This is a genomic window from Microcoleus sp. (assembly GCF_041354475.1).
Taxonomy (GTDB): domain Bacteria; phylum Cyanobacteriota; class Cyanobacteriia; order Cyanobacteriales; family Microcoleaceae; genus Microcoleus.
The window spans coordinates 1-22,082 of the sequence record NZ_JBGJZU010000014.1 but is presented as its reverse complement, the minus strand read 5'-3'; the positions used below and the strand labels follow the sequence as shown (position 1 = coordinate 22,082).

Below are 22,082 nucleotides of genomic sequence, written 5' to 3'. Positions count from 1 at the left end.
AACTAATAAGCTGCATAAACAAATGAAACCAGGGAAAAACTCTCAGATATCACTGCTTAAAAAAAACCAAAAATCCCCAGGAACGCGACAAATATCTTCGGTGCTTTACAATGGAGAAAATGATTTTTTAGAACTGGAACAAACAGAGTCAGAGCCGTTGAATTTTTGGGAAGTATGCCGCAGTCGCTCGTTTTTAGTCCTTGGCGTAGCTGCGGCAGTAACCACGGGTGTTTTTGCTTGGACTTTGAATCAAAAAAGTGAGTACGAAGGACGATTTCAATTATTAGTAGAACCCACTGTTACCCAAAACACTTTAGCAAAAATCTACTCCGGTGAATTGAAACTGAAACCAGCGGCTCCCGAAACACCAGAAAATGCTGGTTTTGACTACGAATCCCAAATTCAGGTTTTGCAAAGTCCGCAAGTAATGTCGCCAATTATCAAACAGTTGCGGGCGAAGTATCCTGAAATTAATTACAACTACCTTTTTAACGAAAAAACAGATAATTTGGCATTCGATCGGCAAACGAGGTTGTCAATTAATCGGTTTAAAAATACCAAGATTATCGAAGTTAAGTATCGGGATTTCGATCCGAAAAAAATTCAGTTTGTTTTAGAAAAAGTTGCGTTAGGCTACCGCAACTACAGCGTCCAAGATACCAGAACTCAAATTAGTCAGAGTCTGGATTTTGTGAAATCGCAAATTCCCAATCAGCAAAAGCGCCAACAAGCAATTCAAACAGAAATTCAAAAACTGCGTCAGCAGTACAATTTCATCGATCCGCAAATTCAAACCCAACAACTAGCGGAACAAATTAGTCAACTTCAAGCGCAAAGATTGGATGCTCAAACCCAACTAAATCAGCAAAAATTGCTCTATGCTAATTTGCAAAATCAGCTAGGACTGAATCAGCAACAAGCCCTGATGGCTTCTTCTCTGAGTCAAGCACCTCGCTACCAAGCAATGCTGACTCAATTGCAGCAATTAGAAGGACAAATTGCGATTAATTCCGCGACTTATACTGACCAAACTCCCCAAATGCAGTTGTTGCGAGAACAGCAAAAAAATCTGATTCCTTTGTTGAAAAAAGAGGCTACACAGGTTTTGGGAACTGATTTAGGTAAAGTAAATTCTCAAGTGCTGGCTTTTCAAGATCCGGTGCGGATTAAGTTGATCGAGCAGTTTATTGGTACTGCTAATACTATTCAGGTTTTGGGAGTGCGAAATCAAGTTTTGGAACAAGCTGCTAAGCAGTTGAATCAATATTCTCAAGGATTCCCGGTGATTTTGCGGCGCTATTCGGATTTGCAGCGGGAGGCGGATTTAACCAATAGTACCCTGAAAAATTTGTTGGCAAAACAACAAGCTTTGCAGCTTGAAGCTGTGGGTAAAAAAGAGGTGGCTTGGGAGGTGATTGCTAAGCCGGAAATTCCGCGCTACCGCAATGGGGAGTTGATGGCTGTTGCTCCAATTATGCCTTTAAATTTGGCTTTTGGTGGATTGCTTGGTTTGGTGTTTGGTGCCGTGGTGGCGCAGTTGGCCCAACGGTTTAATAATGATAAGGTGTTCCAGACTCCAGAGGATGTCAAACATTCAATTCGACTGCCTTTGTTGGGGGTAATTCCTGCTAGCGATAAAATTTTGAGGCTTCCTCCTGCGGAGACAGTTACTTTGGATGTGGGCATTTCGCAAATGCCGACGGATGCTTTTCAGGAGGCTTTTCGATCGCTCAATGCTAATATTCGCTTGCTAAAAGTTGATAGTCCGATCGCCTCTTGTGTAATTACTTCTTGTCAAGTAGCAGATGGCAAGTCTACTGTAGCTGTAAATCTAGCACGGGCGGCGGCGGCCATGGGCCAGCAGGTGTTGTTGGTGGATGCGGATTTGCGACGCCCCCAGGTGCACGAAATGCTGGGTTTGCCGAATTGGCAAGGGTTACACAATGCGATCGCGGATGATGTAGATGTGGAAAAGTTGATTTTGCGATCGCCCCACGATGAAAACCTGTTTGTGTTAACATCAGGTCCTGTTCCTCTCGATCCCACCAAGGTGCTTTCTTCCCGAAAAATGCAGCATTTAATGGCAGCTTTGTCAAATAATTTTGACTTAGTGATTTACGATACTGCGCCACTTTTGGGTTTAGCCGATGCCAATTTATTGGCGGCTCACACTAATGGCTTGATGCTGGTGGTGGGGCTGAATCAAACTGAGCGGCAGGCGCTATTATTGGCTTTGGAAGATTTGAGAATGGCTGATATTCCGCTGTTGGGAATGGTGGCAAATAACGATAAAGGAAGCAGGTATTACTATCAGTCTTACGTCCAGAATTACATCGAGGAAAAATCGGTGTAGGCGCGCAACATTGGGGTGAAAATAAAATCGGAAATCCCCCAATTTATATCTACCCCAATCCCTGTAGGGGCGAAGCATTCGGGCTAATAGCCGATGGGAAACACCCAAATTTATAGGCCAGAATGCTTCGCCCTGCCCCACTCTCTCTTTTCTGCCTTCGCGTCCTACCCTACGGGAACGGCTTCGTCGAACGCGCCTTCGCGGTTAAATCATTCCAATACAACCGGAAACGATCGCATTTCCGGCTCAACATTAAACTTGAAAAGCAAATTATCTTAAGATTTGCGATCGAAATTTTGCACTATAATTAAAAGTTGAGAGTTTTAAACAAATTGCAAAACCTGCAAATTAACAAAACCTGAAAACGTGGCCGATAAATTTCCATTTTGTAATAAATTGATACAACTCCCCGCCTAGCTGGAAAACTAGAAGGGAGTTTTGTGTTTTTCACACAGGAGATAAAACAATGGCTATTGCTACTATCAACCCGACAACGGGAGAAACTGTCAAAACTTTTGATCCCCTCACAGATGCGGCAATCGAAACCAAGCTAGGATTAGCACAAACAGCTTTTAAACAATATCAGCGACTGCCCTTCGAGCAGCGCTCTATCTGGATGCAAAAAGCTGCGGATATCCTGGAGCGCGATCGCGAAATTTACGCTAAAATGATGACCCTAGAAATGGGGAAAACTCTCAAATCCGCGATCGCCGAAGTCGAAAAATGCGCCCTAGTTTGTCGCTACTACGCCAAAAACGCTGCTCAATTTATGGCCGATGTACCAGCCAGCACTGACGCTAGCAGCAGCTTTGTCCGCTACCAACCCTTGGGCGTTATTTTAGCCGTCATGCCCTGGAATTTCCCATTTTGGCAAGTTTTTCGGTTTGCAGCGCCGGCACTGATGGCGGGCAACGTAGGGTTGCTCAAACACGCTTCCAACGTGCCACAATGTGCTTTGAAAATAGAGGAAATTTTCACCGAAGCGGGATTTCCCGAAGGCGTTTTTCAAACATTGTTAGTGGGAGCCGACAAAGTAGGTAAGATAGTTGCGGACGATCGCATCAAAGCAGCCACTCTCACGGGTAGCGAACCGGCGGGTGAAAGTTTAGCAGCCCAGGCTGGCAAAAATTTGAAAAAAGTAGTGCTGGAATTGGGAGGAAGCGACCCCTTTATTGTCATGTCTAGCGCCGATTTACCAGCAGCTTTATCCACTGCTGTCACATCGCGAATGCTTAATAGCGGCCAAACTTGCGTCGCTGCTAAACGGTTTATTTTAGCAGAAGAGATTGCCGAGGAATTCATCAAAGGATTTGTGGAAAAATTCGAGCAACTAAAAGTAGGCGATCCGATGTTACCAGAAACTGATATCGGCCCTTTAGCGACTCCCGCAATCCTCAAAGAATTAGACAATCAAGTGCAAGCTTGCATCGCATCGGGAGCTAAACTGCTAACAGGCGGCCGTGCTTTGTCAGAGAAAGCCGGCAATTTCTACTTGCCAACTATTTTGACAGATATTCCCCTGGATGCCGCCGCCCGTCAACAAGAATTTTTCGGGCCAGTAGCTTTAGTATTCCGAGTAGCTAACATCGATGAGGCGATCGAATTAGCCAACAGTACGTCCTTTGGTTTAGCCGCGACAGCTTGGACTACAGTAAGCTCAGAGTGCGATCGGTTTATTTCCGAACTAGAAGCTGGGGCAGTATTCATCAACGGTTTAGTCAAATCAGACCCCAGATTGCCCTTCGGTGGCATCAAACGCTCCGGTTACGGACGCGAATTGAGCATCCAAGGAATTCATGAATTTGTTAACATTAAAACAGTGTGGGTAAAATAAGCGCGCACTCAATCAACTTCTGGCAAAAATCTAAATTAATCTGTGTTGATTGTGCCACGGGCATCCTGCCTGTGATATAAATTCTGCAACACAGAGAGATTTTGCCTAACTCTTAATTAGGATTGTTGCCAGAAGTTGACCAGGAGAAGATATCCCCACTTACAGAGGACTAAAATGGAAATGAACACAGCTCAATTACTGGTACAATGTCTAGAGAATGAAGGAGTCGAATATGTTTTTGGACTCCCAGGCGAAGAAAATCTAGAAGTTTTAGAAGCCCTAAGAAACTCCTCAATTAAATTTATTACTACTCGCCACGAACAAGGCGCTGCTTTCATGGCCGACGTTTACGGCCGCCTGACAGGCAAAGCCGGCGTTTGTTTATCCACCTTGGGACCAGGCGCAACTAACTTAATGACCGGTGTGGCTGATGCTAACTTAGACGGCGCTCCTCTAGTAGCAATTACTGGACAAGTCGGCACTGATAGAATGCACATAGAATCGCACCAATATTTAGATTTGGTGGCTATGTTTGCCCCAGTTACTAAGTGGGGAGCTCAAATTGTCCGCCCCGGTACAACCCCAGAAATTGTCCGCAAAGCCTTTAAAGTAGCTCAGAGTGAAAAGCCGGGAGCAGTTCACATTGATTTGCCAGAAAACATCGCAGCCATGCCTGTGGAAGGAAAACCTCTCACCAAAGACAACCGGGAAAAAACTTTTGGTGCTTACCAAAGTTTGAATAAAGCTGCTGTGGCGATTTCCAAGGCAAAAAGTCCTCTGTTGTTAATCGGAAATGGCGCGATTCGAGCGAATGCTAGTGAAGCCGTTACCGAATTTGCTACTCGATTGAATATTCCAGCAGCGAATACTTTCATGGGCAAAGGTGTAATTCCTTACACTCATCCTTTGGCACTTTGGACAACGGGTTTGCAAAAACGGGATTACATTAGTTGTGCTTTTGAAGAAACCGATTTAGTGATTGCAGTTGGGTATGATTTAATTGAATATTCCCCAAAAAAGTGGAATCCTGATGGCAAAATTCCGATTATTCACATAGGAGCTTTGCCATCAGAAATCGATAGCAGTTATATTCCCCTTGTAGAAGTTGTGGGAGATATTTCCGATTCGCTGAATGAAATTTTACAGCGTGCGGATAGAACCGGAAAAGCCGATCCTTTTGCTAAGCAGTTGCGGGCAGATATTCGGGCGGGCTATGAACAATATGCAGCGGATGATGGTTTCCCAATTAAACCCCAAAAATTGATTTATGATTTGCGGCAGGTGATGGGACCTGATGATATTGTAATATCTGATGTGGGTGCTCATAAAATGTGGATCGCGCGGAATTATCATTGCGATCGCCCAAATACCTGTTTAATTTCCAACGGCTTTGCGGCGATGGGAATTGCGATTCCGGGCGCGTTGGCCGCCAAACTGGTTTATCCCGATCGCAAGGTGGTAGCAGCCACGGGAGACGGCGGTTTCATGATGAATTGTCAGGAGTTAGAAACTGCTTTGCGTGTCGGTACTAATTTTGTGACGCTCATCTTTAATGATGGCGGTTATGGTTTGATTGAATGGAAGCAGGAAGATCATTTTGGTCATTCCGATTTCATCAAATTTGGCAATCCCGACTTTGTGAAGTTTGCCGAAAGTATGGGTTTGAAAGGCTATCGAGTGGAGGCTGCAACGGATTTAATTCCGATTTTGAAAGAAGCCCTGGCTCAAGATGTGCCTTGTGTGATAGACTGTCCGGTTGACTACCGGGAAAACGCGCGTTTCAGTCAACAATCTGGCGATATGAGTTGCCATTTGTAAGAGTAGTCTAGATGGGGAAACGGCAGTGCTCATTAGTGTCAACTTAAGGTACAACCAATAGTCCGGCAGGGGTTGAAACCCCTGCCTCAAAGCGCAAGTCCTCTAAAAGAGGACTGATATCGTTTCCGGTTGCATCGGAATTATTAGCCGAAATTAGGACACGGTAGTACCCATAGGTGTCAACTTAAGCTGTCAGCCCGCCCCGTGTCTGTTAGTCATCCCGCGACTCCGACAGGGGTTAAAACCCCTGTCTCATAGCCAAAGTCAGTTGAAACTGACGGTCGATTTGCCCCAAACCAATACCTATCAACTCAACTAATTCTTCAGTCCTCTTTGAGAGGACTTGCGCTATGAGACAGGGGTTTCAACCCCTGTCGGACTATAACTTTTACCTTAAGTTGACACCAATGGGTAGTACCGTGTCCCTACCCAAAATAATCTTGTAGGGAAACGGCACTGCCCATTGGTGTCAACTTAAGCCGGAAAGCCCGCCCCGTGTCCGTTAGTCATCCCGCGAGTCCGACAGGGGTTGAAACCCCTGTCTCATAGCTAAAGTCGGTTGAAACCGACGGTCGATTTACCTGAAACCAATACACATTAACTAACTCTTCAGTCCTCTTTGAGAGGACTTTCGCTTTTAGGCAGGGGTTTCAACCCCTGCCGGACTATGGGTTATACCTTAAGTTGACACTAATGGGCACTGCCGTGTCCTCTATATCATTCCGGTGTTACCAGAATTGATATGATGAGTTCTTGAGTCCTCAAGTTATGTTTTTCTCAAAGCGGTTGCGAGATAGTAATGTATTTGAATTACCGATTGTGGGTGACTTGCACTTGAGTCAGAAGGCTTAAAAAAGTGGCGACACGCTAGCACTCCCCTTAAAAGCCCGATCGCCTGTGTTAAAATTATGGAAGCTCAACCACGAGAAGTACAGAACTACCTGAAAGCCGACGGGACAAGTCCCTTTGAAGGATGGCTTGATTCCTTTCAAGATACGAAAACTGTATCTAAAATTAAGAAACGACTCAGGCGAGTTGAGCTAGGCAATCTGGGAGATTATCGCTCAGTAGGAGCCGGAGTTTATGAACTTAAGATTGATTATGGCCCTGGCTATCGCATCTATTTTGGACAAATCGGGTTAACAGTTGTGTTGCTGCTATGTGGCGGTGATAAAAGCACTCAAGAGCAAGATATTAGCCAAGCTAAAAAATATTGGAGAGATTATGAAAGAACTCAAAGTGCCAACAAGTAGAAGCTACCATGAATACTTGATTTCTTCTCTGAAAAATCCCGAAAGTGCTGCTAGCTATATCGAGGTTATGTTGGAATTAGAGTCTGAAACACCAGAGCCAGAATTGCTGCGAGCAGGACTTAAAGATGTGGTGGATGCTTATTTGCAGATGAATAAGTTATCGACGGAAGCTAAATTTATATATGAGAAACTCGATCGGATGTTGTCTGAGAGTGGGGGCGAGGAAATTTATGCTTTGATAGTTTTACTAGATAAACTGGGGCTCCAGTTAGCTGTCGCAGTAAAGTAGGTTAATTAATCAAGTATTTAGGGCGATAAATAATATAAGTGAGGGGCGATATTCCTTGGGTGAGCCATACAAGTAGCTATCGAGATTTTTTGATAAGTCTATGGGTAGCTGTGCATTCTCTTCCGCTGGTGTTTCTGAATTAACTCGATCTATGAAATTCAAAAAAGATGGAAAATCAGATTTTTCTGAATTAGGGTTTTGAAAATCATTTTGAGTTGTTCTGGATTTAATGAATAGCAAGAAATTCAAAACTTCTCTCACTAAAGTATCAGGTGTTTGAGCAATCTCACGAATCAATAGTTCTCTTTCGGACATTGTTTTATCCTCTTTCAGAGGTTGCTTGGTTTTTATTTCCTAGTTTATCTCAGATGGAAAAGTTTTACAAGCACAGGGGAAAGGGCGATCGCACTTTTTGACAATTTGGGATGTAAGGGCGATCGGGCTTTTGCTCTCATGCCTCACTCTATTAACTTATCGTCAGCAATAACTATGATATAATATAGCAGTCCTAAATGAGTCGTAAAGTTTTTTACCCCACCCCAACCCTCCCCTTATTAAGGGGAGGGAGTAAGAAATTCACAAATGATTTAGGATTGCTATATAAAATACGATCTTTGTAAAAGCCATGTCTCAAGCAACATTAACCGATGTTTCCTTAGATCCAATATTAGAGCGCTTAACGCAACTTGCCCAACTAGAACATGACTGGGATTCTTATGGTGCATTAGCAGTTTCTCCCGTTGCTTTTGTAAAAGCCTGTCAGTTGCTAATTCATGTTAAATATTCTCTTTCATCTTTAGTTGGCGATCGGATTTTACCCTATGATGCAGCACCAATTGCTAATGGTAGCCTACAACTGGAATGGCGGAGTCCACAGGGCAATCTAGAAGTGGAAATTAAACCTGATATGAGTTTCAGCTATCTACTAATTAAGGGAGAAGGAAGCGAGAGAAAATTTGATGAGAAAAACGAGGTATCATTATCTGAAGTCCTGAATGTAGTGTCTCAGCTTGCTACAATTATTCAAATCAGCTCTCAGAACTGCCATGACCCAAGCTTCCTCAATAACAACTGAATATCAAATAACTATAAGTTCTCCTGTCTGGCAAAAAGTTGAGCAAATAGCCGGAGAATTTAACTTGTCAGTTTCTGAACTATTGGAACAGATAGGCGAAGGTCAACTGAAAGTTGTTGCGGTTCCAAGTAATTCGGACAAATTGAGCGATCGAGATATTGCAAATGCTTTCCTTTGGTTAGCCGCGCAAACTGATGTAGCAATCAATGTCTACAAGCTACAAAAACTCCTGTATTACGCTCAAGCTTGGTATTTAGGAGTTTACGGCACGTCACTATTTGATGCAGATTTTCAAGCATGGATTCACGGGCCGGTGATTCCTGATTTATTGGAGAAGTATCAATGCCAATTTAGCTGGGAACCGATTGCAGAGAAAATCGAACAACCGAAACTTCCCCAAAAAATCGGGGAATTTATCGAAGAAGTTGCCGAGGCATATTTTGAGTATGATGATGAAACTTTGGAACGAATGATTTGCAGTGAAATGCCTTGGCGGGAAGCGAGAGGGGATTTGCCGAAAGACGAATCTTGTCATGCCATTATTTCTCAAGAATCGATGAAAAAATATTATTCGGGCCGTGTCAAAGAAGAAACCTCTGTCTAAAATTGTCCCTTCTCAACCGAAATCGCCCGAAGGCTTGGGATTTTCCTTCAAGTACCTGCAAACATTGTATCTTTAAGATAGTCAATTACTTGATTCAAAACCTGCATTATAGCTTCACAATCATTTTCTTCGCCATCTATAACAAGGTAAGACCATTCTTTTTCAAGAATATACATTACATCATCTGAGTATGTTGGATGATTACCTTTATGAAAGTAAACAGGCACTAGCAAACGGTTAATTGGATTGTTTTCATCAACATTGCATGGTGGTCGTTTGCACGAAGTGTCAAATTGCTATGTTCCCATACGTTAATTGGTATAACGTGGTGCGCGACAAATCCTTTTTCTTTACTAGAAAATGTTGATTTTCTAGCGACTTCAGTCATATCAAAAATACCAGAAAATCTGCAACTATCACCGCCAGAACTCTTGAAAGTCATGCAATCTTTAGGGCGCAGGTCATTAATTGAAACAGTAAAGCAAAACGGGCGATCGCACTTCACAATCTGGCCAGTAATCAGAGAATATATAATCAACAAAACCAGCATCAAAAAGCGATCGACTTATCCAGATTAGTCAAATCGGCAGAAACCGGTTCATTCTCAACTGTCAACTGTCAACATCACCTGACGGTGCAACCGGAATTGATATTAGATCAAATCTGCTACCATCAGAATTATAAAATACAGCTAAAGGTCAAAAACCCGGTTTCTGCGTGAATATCTGTCGAAAAAATCGACTATTTTTGGAAGAAACCGGGTTTTTTGCGTAAGCCCTAGCCATAACAGTCAACACTCAAAAAACCAAAAATAAGGCTTTCAACGCCCCCAGAGCCTCAAAATACCAAATCAGAGATACAGCCTATTTTTCCACGTCCCATCAGGCAGGAAGATGCCTCTGAGAGAACGAAGGCGATCGGGTAACATCAAGTAAGCCCAAGCAGTACCTAAAGATTGGCAATTGAGATCGAATATTTCGATTTCCTGTCGCTGATATTCGTTTTGTGCGGGTTGGCGTTCAGGATCGTATTCTTCAAGTCCGTCTAAATCTGGCAAAATAGCGGAGTCGCCGAAACACAGGAGGAAACCGTACACTCTTCCTTCCCCAGAAATCATGGCCGGATAGCCTGCGGGCAAGGCAAAAAGCTGACCGCGGGCGATCGCCGGACAAGCAGACACAACCTTTCCTTCGCAATAGCGGAGGTAGTTGCATTCACCGGGTTTGAGAGTACCGTAGACAAAGACTTTCATCACGCAGACCCTAACGGCTAGTTTTTGCTAACATATATGGCTAACCTAATAAACTTCTCCCATAATTATTGTCGAACCCGTCAGGTCATCAGACCTGTTCTTAACAGGCTGTTTGGGATCTCTCTAAATAGTTTAATCCTCGCGGGCGACTGCGAGTGTTGTTACCAACAATAGGATTTGGGACTATGCACTTTCGGGGAAAAAGCCGTCCTGCTATCAGGACGGGGTTTTAAACCCAATTTTCTGATAAATTTCGTTGTTTACCCTTTCTTATAATTCATGACTCTAGCAGTTAGTATTATTACCCCGGCACTTCACCCTTTGCACTTAAGTTCTTTCTTGCCATCGCTGCCCCTAGACAGCCTGTTTTCGACTCAAGGCATTATGGTGATGCTGCTAGCAGCCTATGCAGGGGCGATGTGGATGTTTCTCACCAGTGCACCCAAGGTACACACCGTGATGGTATCAGATATGGGGCAAGCTCGACAATTCTACGAGGGAATGTTAGATCTGCCAGTAGCAGAGGTGCCACTGCACTACTACTACAATTACGAGCAAACCTTGGGCACAACGGGTATCGATCCACTATATTTGTCGCCCAATGTCGGCAGGGGGACTAACAGTCAAACCATGGCGACTTCCGAGGGTTTGTGGTATCAGTTAATGAAAAACACCCAATTGCACGTAATTAGCGGTGCTCTGGCGGGGGAAAAAAATCGCCAGCGTCACGTTTGTTTCGATCGCGAATGTTTGGATCAGCTATTAATGAGAGTCCAAACTCGTGGCATTAAATATAAAATTCGCCGGGAAAAACCACTAAACTTTTTGGTAAAAGATTATGATGGCCGCGTCATTGAAATGTCTGAAGTAAGTAATTAGTTTGATTCAGCTTGAAAAACCCGGTTTTGCTAAAAATCCGGGTTTTTTATTGGTCAATTAATCTTTGTACCCACAGTAGATTTTTCCGGTGTCATCGCTTCTTTGCTCTCGGAAATTACCTGACGGCTGAAAATTTGGAAATACAAAGAAACCAAAAACTCTTTAACCGGAAAGAGTATCAATGTCAAAGGATTAATTGTCACGATGATATTGCGGGCATCGGCTTTAGCTTGTTTGACAATTTGCTGGGCTACCCAATCTGGCGACATAATGCCGATCGGATTTAACTTACTTTTAAACGGCCCTAAAATTAGTTTGCGAACAATACAAGGCGCATCCAGTCGCCGCAGAGTTACCAAGTCTCCCAAAGCCCGCTTGCTGAGCTCGTAGAGGGGACTGACAGCCGGAATGACTTCGGCTTCCGAGGTGTTGACCCAAACTTCTTTGTTGGCTATATTTTCGTTAGTGCGCACCGTTAGCAGAAAAAGTTCCATCAGCCGCCACGCGGAAAAAGTGTTGATTTCGTAGGAATTGGCGATCGCCTCTGGGCTTCTCGAACCCTGCACATTAATGCCGTGATTAATCACCAGAATATCGACTTTTTCCAACAATTCTGCTAAGTCTGCCTCTTGACCTATTTGCCAACTTATGGTTTTTACAGGCAAATCTTTGCCATCAATATTCACAGTAATTGTTTGATTTCCCGATGTGAGGGCGATAACTTTTGCACCAGTTTGGTGGAGATATTTTAACAGCAAATTTCCTAAAGTTCCCGATGCCCCGGTGACGGCTACAGTTTTACCTTTAAGAGAAAGTGCAGTCCCCATAAGTTTATCGATTAACGTGAAAGTACCACAATAGTAAGCATTTTGATTATCGAAATGATGCCGCCAATGGTAAGGTTTATTCACCAACCAATTTCCCGGTGGAGTGAGGAAGTCTCCGGGTTGATGGGTGATGTCGGTTAATTCATCAGCACCCTTGATGCCGCAACCACGGGCGATCGCACTCAACAAAAAGCCTAAAGTATAAACACAACCCGCTGCTGCGCCCCAGTGATATTCCGGCATCCAGAAAAAAGCCGCCACCCACAGCAACAAGCCCAAAACCATCATAGACGCAGCTTCCGGCACATCGTGGCGCCAGTGGGCTTGCTTGTAGATTGTCTCGCTGACGGGAGTCAAATTCGGGCGAAAAACGCGGTGGTGCCAAGCGTGTAGCTTGTACAGTGGCGGCCAATAGTGGGATGCGACATGATAAAAGTCTCGGATGATTTCTGCCCAACAGACAGAAGCTATTGCCAAAGCGCCGACTATCCAGTAATTGATCATACTCGCACCAGTTGGAAATTTGAGATATTAGATATTGTCTGTTTTGAAAGATAACTTAAAATGGTTTTTTTAGCTAGTCTGGAAGTTTACTCAGGTGTTTTAAAATCTGCCAAACGCGGATGAAATACAGAACAAGTTAATTTTGTTGAGATGTCGGTTGATTAGGATTTACGATGGGAAATTTTTTGTAAATCATTCTATTTTGGGACCGATATACCCAATGATTATCTTTCCCGGCCCTAATTCCGTGCAGAAATGGAGTCGCCAAGCTCCCGGTGTCATACGGATGTGCAAACTGAAAATACGCTTTTTTCCGTCAAGACATTTAATATTTAGTTGCTCTCTAAACTGCTTAAGCCTTGACTCGCTCTCTGGAGATACCTTGCTAGGAAGCTTCTCCAAATCCACCGCTCCGTCTGTCCAATTTTTGGATAAGGCATCAAGCTCCAATAACTTTCTGACAACTTGTCGTAACATTTTTGGATCGATAAGGCTTTGTATTTGGTCGCTAGTGCGATCGCAAAATTCCAGGCTGGAGAATAACTCAGATCGACGGTTCCAAAGCTCCAAACCATCAGCAACTCCTGTTTGCTGACGCTTTTTAATCCAATCAGCGTGTTCGAGAACGTGGTTTTTATGACTAGCATGAAGAACCTCTACACTTTCTTCTATCAGATCCTCATTGTCGTCTATTTGTATTAGTTCTAAATTGAGGCGACTGCGATTCCACAGCGATTCTGAATTTAGACTAATTGCCAATGTTTCAAGGTAATAAGCAACTTTGAAGCCTTCTGCTTGGCTACCCTCTAAACTAAACTCACAATCGGGATTTTCAACTTTTATTTTAATTTCTAGATTGGGAATATCAACGGATAAAGGAGCTTTAGTTGCGAGAGTTCTCAGAAAAGTCCGCTCTTCTCTATTAACTTCATTATCATTACGCCAACGAGAAAGAGGATAGTTTTCTGCAAGTACCATAGTATGAAAATCTGCTTGAGTGCGGATACCTTTCAATCCACAGCCTTTAGCTGCAACCATCGTCCTAATCAATTCTGACATCCATTGTCGTGCTATAGAAATATCAGGAGCAAGAGTTCGCGCGGATAGTTCATTAAACACCATCTCCAAATCCATCCCTTATTCTCCTTTTACCGCAGGTTCTAACAAAATTTCCAAGCTGTTGTCCCACTCATCAAAAAAACCATCCGGCCACCGATCTATTCGTCCGTTGCGATCGATTTTTGGCGATATTACCTCAGTCACAGCTTGTCCTTCTTTATTTTGACGCTGGAAGTAATGCAACTGAACATCTTTCGGGTCAAGTTTGCCCCCGTGAACCGCAAGGCGAATGCCATTTAAAACATGATCGCTGTGAGTTTCTATCACCACTTGAACGCCACCGCTAGCGGCCCAAGCTAATAATTGACCCATTTTAACTTGTCCTTTGGGATGAAGATGTGCTTCAGGATTTTCAATTAAAATGATTGTACCCGGTGTTGATGCAAGTGCCGCTACAATAATCGGTAAAGTGTAGCTAATTCCAAATCCCACATTGGTTGCACGGTAAGGATTGCTATCTCCATAGGAATATTGAAAACTCATCAAATCGACATCGGATTTGGCATCAATTTTAAGGCGCGTACCAGGACTAATTTCTCCCATCCACGCCTCAACTTGGTCGATTAAATCCATTGATTTATTAGGAGTCTGTGTCAAATTTTGCCTTTTTAACTTTACATCGGGATGGCTGAGATTACTATTAGGGATAGCCGCACGCCCATTAATAGCAAGAAAATGTGCAGCATACTCGCCTTTTATCCCCAGTTGACCGAGCTGTCGTACTTGGTAATCAGACATTTCATTAAATGGGCGTGGTCCAAGCCTTTCTGCCTGAAGATAGTGAAAATTATTGCCAAAAATATTCGATTTATAGACTTCAGAACTAACTGTTTCCGAGTCAATGTTTAACACATCTACTTCTCTGTCATATTTGAAACTCCATGTCGCTTTTTTATTATTTTCCCAAACAATGCCAAAACCAATTAAGTCCTCTTTTGCTCCCTCAAAAAGTGCGTCTCTAGCAGTACCGATATTCACAAAATAGCCATTAAGCGCCAACCCTTTTTCTGGCAATAAACCCTGTTGGTAAGATTGTCTTAGCAGTAGGAGCGATTGCATAACAGAAGATTTACCCGTGCTGTTCAAACCTGAAAATAAAGTAAGGTTTTTAAATTCCAATAACTGATTTGCAAAAGGTTTGAAGTTGAGCAAGTGCACCGAAGTAATCATATCAAAACCTCCTGAATTATTTGTTCAATTATCATAAATCTATACTCGATTTTTTCCGCTGCCTGAGAGATAGAAGTCAAAAAATCTCGATCGCTGTCTACATAATTTCTAAATTTTTCACTCAACTGCTCCTTTTTCTGCTTCAATACATCAAGTTGTGCGTCGCTAAGCAAACTGAGATTAACAGACCAAACTTCAAACAATGCTTTATTAATCGGAAACATTTTTGTTTGGTGCTGGGAGATTTTACGAAAGGCATTTTTCCCAAAGATGTTCCATGCAGCAACCATAGCTTTTTTGAAATTATCTTCAATTACTTTTAATTCCGGTTCCGACATATGGTTAATTTTAGATAATGCTTTACTTAAAAATAAATTTCTTTTTTCAGATTGATAATTTTTATAAGATGTAAGTGTAAATGCTAAAAAACCCAGTATAAATTCCCGATCGTCCATCCGCATTTTACGCAACTTACTTAGCTTAGTAACTTGCTTAAATTCTTGTAAAAGAGCAAGTTTAGCTAAGAATTTTGTTGCCTTACCGGGGTTGAGAGCATGGCGCAGTTCTTGAGGAGACATCGGCAGTCCACCTGTATTAATCCGTTTGAAAATATTATATTTAACTTCAGGAGGCGTACCTTTTTCAATCAAATAAACTGTCACCTGAGTCTCCTCTATTCGACGCTGGTATCTCCGCCCGATTTCATCATAATTTTTGCCTTCTAAATTGAGCAAGTATTCTAGTCCGCATAACTTCAGTTTTTTATCGCTCATAAATTGCTTGAGAGCAGATAGCCGCTGCAATCCATCCACAACTAACCATTTATCTTCATCAGTTGCATCTATATAAAAAGCTGGTAATGGAATCCGAATCAGGATCGACTCGATCAGTCTGCTTTTAGCGTCATCTTTCCAAATGTTTGCATGACGCTGAAAATCTGGTGCTAAGTCAAGAGCTTCCTCATTGATTCTTCTTAGGAGTTGCTCGATGGTTGGTTCTCTGGTAAAAATATTAATTTCATCAGGATCGTATATCAATTTGTCTGTTTCATAAAGTTCATCACCGTTATCTTCTTCTTGATTCAAATTTAAGTCATCAATCATTGAATCTTGGTTGGATACTTGCTGTTCTAGTTCTGGCTGACCTACCATAGGAAATACTCCTCTGTGTTAACCTTGATGTGAGTATTTTAGCAAATAATAGTCTTCTCAAATATTATCTCACAAATTTCGTGGCTTACAGCTTTGTCTAAAATTAGCTTCCCGATGCAGCAGGAATTATTCGCAGCCGAGTTTTTCCGGGGTTGTGGTTGGCGGTTGCAGCACTCTTAGAGGGGGATATGCCAAGGGCGATCGCAACTCTTCAAGCCGGATTAAACAGTGACGCACATCAAGAGTTTGTCCAACAGTTAGCCAGCTTTCCAAATCCCGCTTAAATATCCCCTCAATCTGTTAGTCTGCGGAGGCAGACTTCGTTAGTTTAGTAGCGGTTTCAACCGCCGAGAACTATAGACAATGCTACCGAATTTTCTACCGCATTTGATATCATCCCCCTACAACCGACAAGTTTGTCGTGCTCTTTCATCTTCCGGTTCTTGCCACCCAAAAGAGAAATGACTCACTGCATTAATTTGCGGTGTAGCAGAGCGAATTGCCTGCATTTGAACTTCCAAAGAAGGCCGATTTTTCAGGGATTTTCCCCAATCACCGGCGATCGCCGGAATAATTTTTGCTCCCGGAGGTGCTAAACTCACAGTTCGCTGCACCTGGGGTACAATACAGCTTACATCCCCACAATTGCCATAGGACATCGCGTGAAATTCCACAGAAGCCGCAAACCTGTCCCAAGGCTGCAATCTCGAATCAAATCCTCCTAGATTTATAGTTTGATTCCCATTCGGAAAAAATACTGCTCCTACAGGTATTCCCATCCTTTGGGCTGGTTGAATTGCCATCCCCAAAAATTCTAAAACTCCTTGGACTGCGTGAGCAACACTCAGTTTCCAGAGGTCTTTTTGCAGAGTACCAGTGTCAGGCAGTTTTGGTGTTGGGGTTGGTTTTGGTGTGGGATTCGGAACGTTTGGTTTACCATTATCGGGAACTTTTGCAGCAGTCAGTCCCCTAGAGTTGGCTTTTTTAGGAGGGGGAGTTGGTGTGGGAGTTGGTGTTGCTATCGGTTGCGGAATTCGCCCCTGCCAAAGAGGTTCTTTTTCGGTTGGATATTGTTTGACTACTGCTTGAACATCACTAACATTAATAAATCCTTTTGTCAAGTATCGCTGGATTAAATCTCGCCCTTGTTGATTGTTAGCACGCTGCAATAAAACTTGCTGGGATGCTGGGCCATAAATCCACAAATCTTTGACTTTAGTGACAACGGAAGCTGGGCCAACGCCTCGTAAATAACGAATGTAGTCAAATAACATTCCTTGGGGGCGACGTTTGAGCACTTGATTTACTAACAAGGAATAGTCTTGCCGTGCTTGGGGGCTGTAGGGATCGACAAAGGCTTGATTTCCCGGAACTTCTGCGAAGTCATCGTTAATTCCTCCGTCTTGAACTACGGTTAAAGTTGTCTGATTTTGACCGTTTTTTGCCAGTGCTTGCTGTCTGTCTTCACGCTGGGCGTAGGTATAGCCAAAGTTCATGGTAAATAGCCAAGCATACACTTTTAAACCTCGCTGTTTTCCCTTGGCGATCGCATTTTCTAATAAATCGGATTTCTCGTAGCCACGATTTCTCAAAACAGAAGGCCAAGTCGTAGGATTATCCGCGACTGGAAGTAGCACTTGACCATCGTAAAATACTTCGATATAGACTTGATTGTAGCCTTTATTCACAACTTTGTCTAATACGCGATCGAGTTCTCCCGCCCGGACATCGCAGGGATACAAGCGCAGCCAAACTGCTTGAGTTTGGGGCCAATTTTTTTGGCGACATTCGGCTATTTCCCGCGCGTGTTTGTTTAATGCACTAAAATATGCCTGCTGAGATTCCGGTTTTCCTGAGAGGGCCGCCCGACGCAAATCTTCTTTTTCATTTACTTGTTCTTTGGAAAATTGGCAATAGGCTGAGAATTGGGCAACTGCTGGTTTATTTTCAATGATTTCTCCCAGGATTGGGCAGATGAAGCTACAGGTTAAAACGGCAGTTACTGCACTTAAAAAGCGTCGCTGGCGTTGCGGAATGGCGATGGGATTTGGTGCAAATTTCATGGGAACATTAAATTGGGTTTAAGCGTCTAATTTTCGGTGCGATCGCCTAAGTGCGATCGCGTTGATGCACCACTACAAAATTACGTGGAAATGCGTCAGTCCTGTTAAATACTTATTTCATCGATTATAGCAATATTTGGTAGCCAATCCGTCGGAGGTTCTACAACAAAATTGGCTAAGGAAGCTTTGGTGTCTTTGGTCCGGTTGCAACGAGGGGCGAATTGACAGGAATTACAGACATGGGAATTAATGTGTACTTGGGGTAAAAATTCACCGGATCGGGCATATTCCTCTCGCCACTGGCTAAGCTGGTGCAACTGGTTGGTTAAATCTTGTTTTGTGCGATCGTGTTCTATTTGACTGTAAGAAAATGTGAGGCTTTGTGGCGGTTCCTCTCCTTGCAATTGGACAAACCAATATGTCATAGAAACTTGTTCCGGCGAATAATCGCTGGTTTCTACTAATACATATAAATAGAGGCGAGTTTGCCAAGTTTGGGAAATCCAGTGGAATTCTTGAGGACGGGGATAGGTTTTCCAGTCGAGAATTTGAGCTTGGTTGGGTTCTGCTATTAGCAAATCGTAGATGACGGTAAATAGGTAATCTTGAAAAATTAAGGTACGGGGATGTTCGGCTTGGCGGAAGGTTTTTTCATCCTTTTGATACTGGGTAAAAAGTTCGGGGGCGCTATGGATAAATGCTGTAATACAGCGTTCCATTTCAGTTTCTTTTTCGGTGATAAATGCCAGGGGCAATCCTAGTTCGCGCTGCTGCATCAAGAGGTGAAATCGGCTACCCCATGCGAGTTTTTCTTGTTGTTCTGGGGATGTGTGAGTGGCGAGGAGTTCTAGGTAGCTATGTTGGAATTTGCGCGGGCATTCTTGGATAATTTTGAGTTGGCTTTGGGAGAGTCGGAACATTTTTGTGTCTGTTATTTTTTTTGTTTTTGGTAAGCTTTTTTATGCCCATTATGAAATTTATGTGACAGTTTATGCGCCCAAACTATCTGTTATTCTGAGATGAATTAAATTGAATCATCAACATCCGTGAACAGGTCTGACAAATCTCGATAACCACTGACAACTCGAAATATTTCTACATCCTGTCCGATCGCCATATAGAGTATAAGATAGTTATCCATCGGGATACTGCGTAGACATGGCAAAATCTCGTCTCGTTGTCGTCCAATGTTGGGAAACTGAGCAATTTTGGCCTATTTTGCGTCGAGTTTGCTTAAAAAGCGATCGGCTTTATCGAGTCCCGATTGACTAGCGATGTAGTCTGCAATTTGCTCAATGTCGTGAGCCATGATCGATCGCACTTTTCCCCACCCCCATTTACAAATTCCCAATTTGTTGAGCAAACCACATCGCCGCCGTCCCATTTCCCTGAGTCAAAAGTTTCAAAGTCTCCGATAGCAACGCAATTGGTAAACCCTGAAGCGCACCAGAAATTTCACACTCCTGATAGTTGCCATTCTCGTTCAATCGAAATGCCAAAACTCTCTCGCCTTGAATATCTACCACCCAATATTCAGGAATTCCCAAAGCAGCATACAATCGCTTCTTTTGATCCAAATCGCTCGTTAAAGTAGTATCGGAAGTTTCTATCACTAAATCGGGGATTCGCGATTTATTCAGATTGACTCGGCGCGGTTCCCCTTTTTTCCACTGGATGAAATCTCCACCGACGTATAAAATGCGATCGGGCGCACCTCCTCCCACCTTTGGCTTCTCAATTACACATCCACCCAAGTCATCGAAAGCTTGTCCTCCTTTGTTGACAAACCAAAATCCAAACACCAGAGTCAAGAGGTTGTTAAATCTGGCGTGATTAATTCCTTCATTACCCATGTCTATCCAAAGATATCCTTCATAAAAAAATATTCTGGCTTCCTCCAAAGACGGATCTTCGCAGGCTGCTACATAATCTTCCCACGTCGCGACTTGCCATTGGGGAATTTCACCTACTTGAGACACGATGAATTTTGGAGTTGTATAAGTCATGATTCAAAAGTGAATTAAGGATAATTTAATCCTAACTGAAGTTGATATTTATCTGCTGGGGGCCCAGAAACCGGGTTTTTGCGAAAATACTCGTTACAGCCCGCAAAAACCGCAAAAAACCCGGTTTGTTTGATTTTGATGCGGTGTTTATCGAATTACTGTCGGCGCGGGAATTGCTACTTCTAAGTCTGGTTGCAAGTCAAAGACTACGACAAACCTTACTTGAGGCATTAGTTGACGCAGACACAGCAAATGGCCGTCAGCATCCGATCGCCTCCGAAATCGCCCCACAATCGCGCGCTGCATATTTGGCATGAGTTTCGCGATCGCCCAAGGGTAAAGCCATTTTTGGTACGCGATCGCACCAGGATTCCCGGTGAATCCCTGTTGATAACCGTTTTGTGTCATAATCGTCTGGTATTCGTAAGGAGTACAGGAAAGGGCGTTAGCAAGTCTCTTGCCGGAAATCGACTAACGCCTCTACTACTATGATTAAACACCAAACTCACTTTCTATGTCAATATTTAGCGCTAAATATTAACGCTTATTCTGTCAAAAGGTTCGGTCAGCTATGGATCTGAGAGCCTTAAGAGAACGTGCGGGGCTGAAAATTATAGACGTAGCACATATACTAGAATGTGCTGAATCTTCAATTCGCAACTGGGAAAAGGGCCGAACATTGCCAAAGATGGAAGTTTGGCAAGTATTCCGAATGCGGGACTTGTATCGATGTACCGAAGCGGAGTTAGTGCTAGCTGTCAGAAAGTCAATGCCGACGGAACAGAAAGAACAGACAAAACCGACGGAGTAACAATAATCTCTTAGTCCGCGCAGATCGATCGTCTTTTAAACCCGCCCCCACCCAACGGCTCAAATTTATTATATAAGTAGGGGCGGGTTTTACCGACAATAATTGTCTAAAATCGATCATCTTTTAAACCCGCCCCCACCCAAGGGCAAATCCTCATCTACCTGTAGGAGTCTGTTTATGAACCAATTGGGCCGGGGCGGGTTTTTGAGATTGTTATTTTGAGGCGATGATGGTTGGTAAAACCCGCCCCTACAGCAATGGGGCCGGGGCGGGTTTTTGAGATTGTTAGTTTGAGGCGATGATGGTTGGTAAAACCCGCCCCTACAGCCAATAATAAATCACTCTTTTGTCAATACAAAAACACTTCCTTCATTGCCGCGCCCAATCCGCAAATCGCTATCCAAATAAGTAATATCCAGCCATCCCTGTTGTTCCCGTGCATCCAGCCCGAAATCTACAGCAGTGAACTTTTTACCCGACTCAATCTCATTGATAAACTTAACCGGAGATTCATAGCCAATCAAGCTGCGTAAACCTAAAATTGACCGCTCAAATTTTACTTGTACTCGACATTCTGAAGTTGCTTCAAATTTTGCCGCTACGCTGACTATTCCCTCTAAATAAGGCAATCCGTAAAGTTCAGCAATGTTATAGATTTTAGATTCTTTAACTCGGATACATTGATAAATTTGACCGAGTTTTAACAAGGGAAAACCGTCGAGATTCAGCAGTGCGCGGCTGGTGGTGTATAATAACCGCCAATCCCCATTTAAGAGCTCTGTGGCTTCCACGGGGCGAGGTGTGGGGTTGAAATCTTCCAAAGAGGCGATCGCACTTAAAATCGCCTGTTTGTCGCTAGCCGTCGCCAGCAAGCCGCGATTCTTACCCGCAATTATTTCTAATAGTCCAGATTTTCCAATCATGATTTTTTAAGAAGGAAGAAGGAAGAAGGAAGAAGGAAGAAGTCACCCCCCCCTGCCCCCCCCAAGGGGGGAAATTCAGGAAGAAGGAAGAAGAACCCCCCCCTGCCCCCCCCAAGGGGGGAAATTCAGGAAGAAGGAAGAAGTCACCCCC

General features: G+C 43.3%; 24 protein-coding genes. 10 read left to right on the top strand and 14 right to left on the bottom strand.

Annotation, left to right across the window (positions count from 1 at the left end; all coding sequences use genetic code 11):
- The first annotated feature begins 22 nt into the window (after window positions 1–22).
- The 5 genes from ACBR23_RS07735 (at window position 23) to ACBR23_RS07715 (ending at window position 7,547) form a co-directional block, all read left to right on the top strand.
- Window positions 23–2,353 carry a GumC family protein gene (locus ACBR23_RS07735; RefSeq protein WP_371119101.1) on the top strand — a complete coding sequence of 777 codons (2,331 nt, stop codon included), beginning with the start codon at window positions 23–25 and terminating at the stop codon, window positions 2,351–2,353.
- Between the two features lie 466 nt (window positions 2,354–2,819).
- Window positions 2,820–4,187: an NAD-dependent succinate-semialdehyde dehydrogenase gene (locus tag ACBR23_RS07730; RefSeq protein WP_371119102.1), complete on the top strand. Its 1,368-nt coding sequence runs from the start codon at window positions 2,820–2,822 to the stop codon at window positions 4,185–4,187.
- Between the two features lie 180 nt (window positions 4,188–4,367).
- Window positions 4,368–6,005, top strand: coding sequence for an acetolactate synthase large subunit (locus ACBR23_RS07725; RefSeq protein WP_371119112.1), 1,638 nt, complete (start codon window positions 4,368–4,370; stop codon window positions 6,003–6,005).
- Window positions 6,006–6,913: 908 nt separating this feature from the next.
- Window positions 6,914–7,258, top strand: a complete 345-nt coding sequence (locus ACBR23_RS07720) for a type II toxin-antitoxin system RelE/ParE family toxin (RefSeq protein WP_371114343.1) — start codon at window positions 6,914–6,916, stop codon at window positions 7,256–7,258.
- Window positions 7,230–7,547 carry a DNA-binding protein gene (locus ACBR23_RS07715; protein WP_371114344.1) on the top strand — a complete coding sequence of 106 codons (318 nt, stop codon included), beginning with the start codon at window positions 7,230–7,232 and terminating at the stop codon, window positions 7,545–7,547. The genes ACBR23_RS07720 and ACBR23_RS07715 overlap by 29 nt, the downstream gene beginning before the upstream one ends.
- A gap of 9 nt (window positions 7,548–7,556) precedes the next feature.
- Here ACBR23_RS07715 and ACBR23_RS07710 read toward each other — a convergent pair whose 3' ends face one another.
- Window positions 7,557–7,862: a hypothetical protein gene (locus ACBR23_RS07710; RefSeq protein WP_371114345.1), complete on the bottom strand. Its 306-nt coding sequence runs from the start codon at window positions 7,860–7,862 to the stop codon at window positions 7,557–7,559.
- Between the two features lie 310 nt (window positions 7,863–8,172).
- On the opposite strand from ACBR23_RS07710, the gene ACBR23_RS07705 reads away from it, so the two are divergent.
- Window positions 8,173–8,622, top strand: a complete 450-nt coding sequence (locus ACBR23_RS07705; protein WP_371114346.1) for a hypothetical protein — start codon at window positions 8,173–8,175, stop codon at window positions 8,620–8,622.
- Window positions 8,594–9,226, top strand: a complete 633-nt coding sequence (locus ACBR23_RS07700) for a type II toxin-antitoxin system antitoxin SocA domain-containing protein (protein WP_341736527.1) — start codon at window positions 8,594–8,596, stop codon at window positions 9,224–9,226. Before ACBR23_RS07705 ends, ACBR23_RS07700 begins: the two co-directional genes overlap by 29 nt.
- A gap of 47 nt (window positions 9,227–9,273) precedes the next feature.
- On the opposite strand, the gene ACBR23_RS07695 is transcribed toward ACBR23_RS07700, so the two are convergent.
- Window positions 9,274–9,402 carry a hypothetical protein gene (locus ACBR23_RS07695; RefSeq protein WP_371114347.1) on the bottom strand — a complete coding sequence of 43 codons (129 nt, stop codon included), beginning with the start codon at window positions 9,400–9,402 and terminating at the stop codon, window positions 9,274–9,276.
- Between the two features lie 117 nt (window positions 9,403–9,519).
- On the opposite strand from ACBR23_RS07695, the gene ACBR23_RS07690 reads away from it, so the two are divergent.
- Window positions 9,520–9,804 (top strand): hypothetical protein, encoded by a 285-nt coding sequence (locus ACBR23_RS07690; protein ID WP_371114348.1) that lies wholly within the window; start codon window positions 9,520–9,522, stop codon window positions 9,802–9,804.
- 272 nt (window positions 9,805–10,076) lie between these two features.
- Here ACBR23_RS07690 and ACBR23_RS07685 read toward each other — a convergent pair whose 3' ends face one another.
- On the bottom strand, window positions 10,077–10,478 hold the full coding sequence (locus ACBR23_RS07685) for a gamma-glutamylcyclotransferase (RefSeq protein ID WP_340526030.1): 402 nt from the start codon (window positions 10,476–10,478) through the stop codon (window positions 10,077–10,079).
- Window positions 10,479–10,757: 279 nt separating this feature from the next.
- On the opposite strand from ACBR23_RS07685, the gene ACBR23_RS07680 reads away from it, so the two are divergent.
- Window positions 10,758–11,357, top strand: a complete 600-nt coding sequence (locus ACBR23_RS07680; protein ID WP_371114349.1) for a glyoxalase-like domain protein — start codon at window positions 10,758–10,760, stop codon at window positions 11,355–11,357.
- 53 nt (window positions 11,358–11,410) lie between these two features.
- On the opposite strand, the gene ACBR23_RS07675 is transcribed toward ACBR23_RS07680, so the two are convergent.
- The 10 genes from ACBR23_RS07675 to ACBR23_RS07630 form a co-directional block, all read right to left on the bottom strand.
- Window positions 11,411–12,688 carry a bifunctional sterol desaturase/short chain dehydrogenase gene (locus tag ACBR23_RS07675; protein ID WP_371114350.1) on the bottom strand — a complete coding sequence of 426 codons (1,278 nt, stop codon included), beginning with the start codon at window positions 12,686–12,688 and terminating at the stop codon, window positions 11,411–11,413.
- Window positions 12,689–12,880: 192 nt separating this feature from the next.
- On the bottom strand, window positions 12,881–13,822 hold the full coding sequence (locus tag ACBR23_RS07670) for a hypothetical protein (RefSeq protein WP_371119103.1): 942 nt from the start codon (window positions 13,820–13,822) through the stop codon (window positions 12,881–12,883).
- A gap of 3 nt (window positions 13,823–13,825) precedes the next feature.
- Window positions 13,826–14,977 carry a DUF3696 domain-containing protein gene (locus ACBR23_RS07665; protein WP_371114352.1) on the bottom strand — a complete coding sequence of 384 codons (1,152 nt, stop codon included), beginning with the start codon at window positions 14,975–14,977 and terminating at the stop codon, window positions 13,826–13,828.
- Complete coding sequence (locus ACBR23_RS07660; protein ID WP_371114353.1) at window positions 14,974–16,128, bottom strand: DUF262 domain-containing protein; 1,155 nt, start codon at window positions 16,126–16,128, stop codon at window positions 14,974–14,976. Before ACBR23_RS07660 ends, ACBR23_RS07665 begins: the two co-directional genes overlap by 4 nt.
- Window positions 16,129–16,254: 126 nt before the next feature.
- Entirely contained in the window at window positions 16,255–16,401 is a 147-nt protein-coding gene (locus ACBR23_RS07655; RefSeq protein ID WP_371114354.1) for a hypothetical protein, read from the bottom strand.
- A gap of 128 nt (window positions 16,402–16,529) precedes the next feature.
- Window positions 16,530–18,191: a family 10 glycosylhydrolase gene (locus ACBR23_RS07650; protein ID WP_371114355.1), complete on the bottom strand. Its 1,662-nt coding sequence runs from the start codon at window positions 18,189–18,191 to the stop codon at window positions 16,530–16,532.
- A gap of 104 nt (window positions 18,192–18,295) precedes the next feature.
- A complete protein-coding gene (locus tag ACBR23_RS07645; protein WP_371114356.1) occupies window positions 18,296–19,111 on the bottom strand; it encodes a PD-(D/E)XK nuclease family protein in 816 nt (271 codons plus the stop codon).
- A gap of 104 nt (window positions 19,112–19,215) precedes the next feature.
- Window positions 19,216–19,398 (bottom strand): type II toxin-antitoxin system RelE/ParE family toxin, encoded by a 183-nt coding sequence (locus ACBR23_RS07640; RefSeq protein ID WP_341736589.1) that lies wholly within the window; start codon window positions 19,396–19,398, stop codon window positions 19,216–19,218.
- Window positions 19,399–19,528: 130 nt separating this feature from the next.
- The gene (locus ACBR23_RS07635) at window positions 19,529–20,197 is read right to left on the bottom strand and encodes a Uma2 family endonuclease (protein WP_371114357.1); all 669 of its coding nucleotides are present in this window, start codon (window positions 20,195–20,197) and stop codon (window positions 19,529–19,531) included.
- Window positions 20,198–20,344: 147 nt separating this feature from the next.
- Window positions 20,345–20,605 carry a hypothetical protein gene (locus tag ACBR23_RS07630; protein ID WP_371114358.1) on the bottom strand — a complete coding sequence of 87 codons (261 nt, stop codon included), beginning with the start codon at window positions 20,603–20,605 and terminating at the stop codon, window positions 20,345–20,347.
- A 163-nt stretch (window positions 20,606–20,768) separates the two neighbouring features.
- On the opposite strand from ACBR23_RS07630, the gene ACBR23_RS07625 reads away from it, so the two are divergent.
- A complete protein-coding gene (locus ACBR23_RS07625; RefSeq protein ID WP_371114359.1) occupies window positions 20,769–21,008 on the top strand; it encodes a helix-turn-helix domain-containing protein in 240 nt (79 codons plus the stop codon).
- Window positions 21,009–21,346: 338 nt separating this feature from the next.
- Here the strand turns inward: ACBR23_RS07625 and ACBR23_RS07620 are convergent, their stop codons facing one another.
- Window positions 21,347–21,931 carry a PAP/fibrillin family protein gene (locus ACBR23_RS07620; protein WP_371114360.1) on the bottom strand — a complete coding sequence of 195 codons (585 nt, stop codon included), beginning with the start codon at window positions 21,929–21,931 and terminating at the stop codon, window positions 21,347–21,349.
- Window positions 21,932–22,082 lie beyond the last annotated feature (151 nt).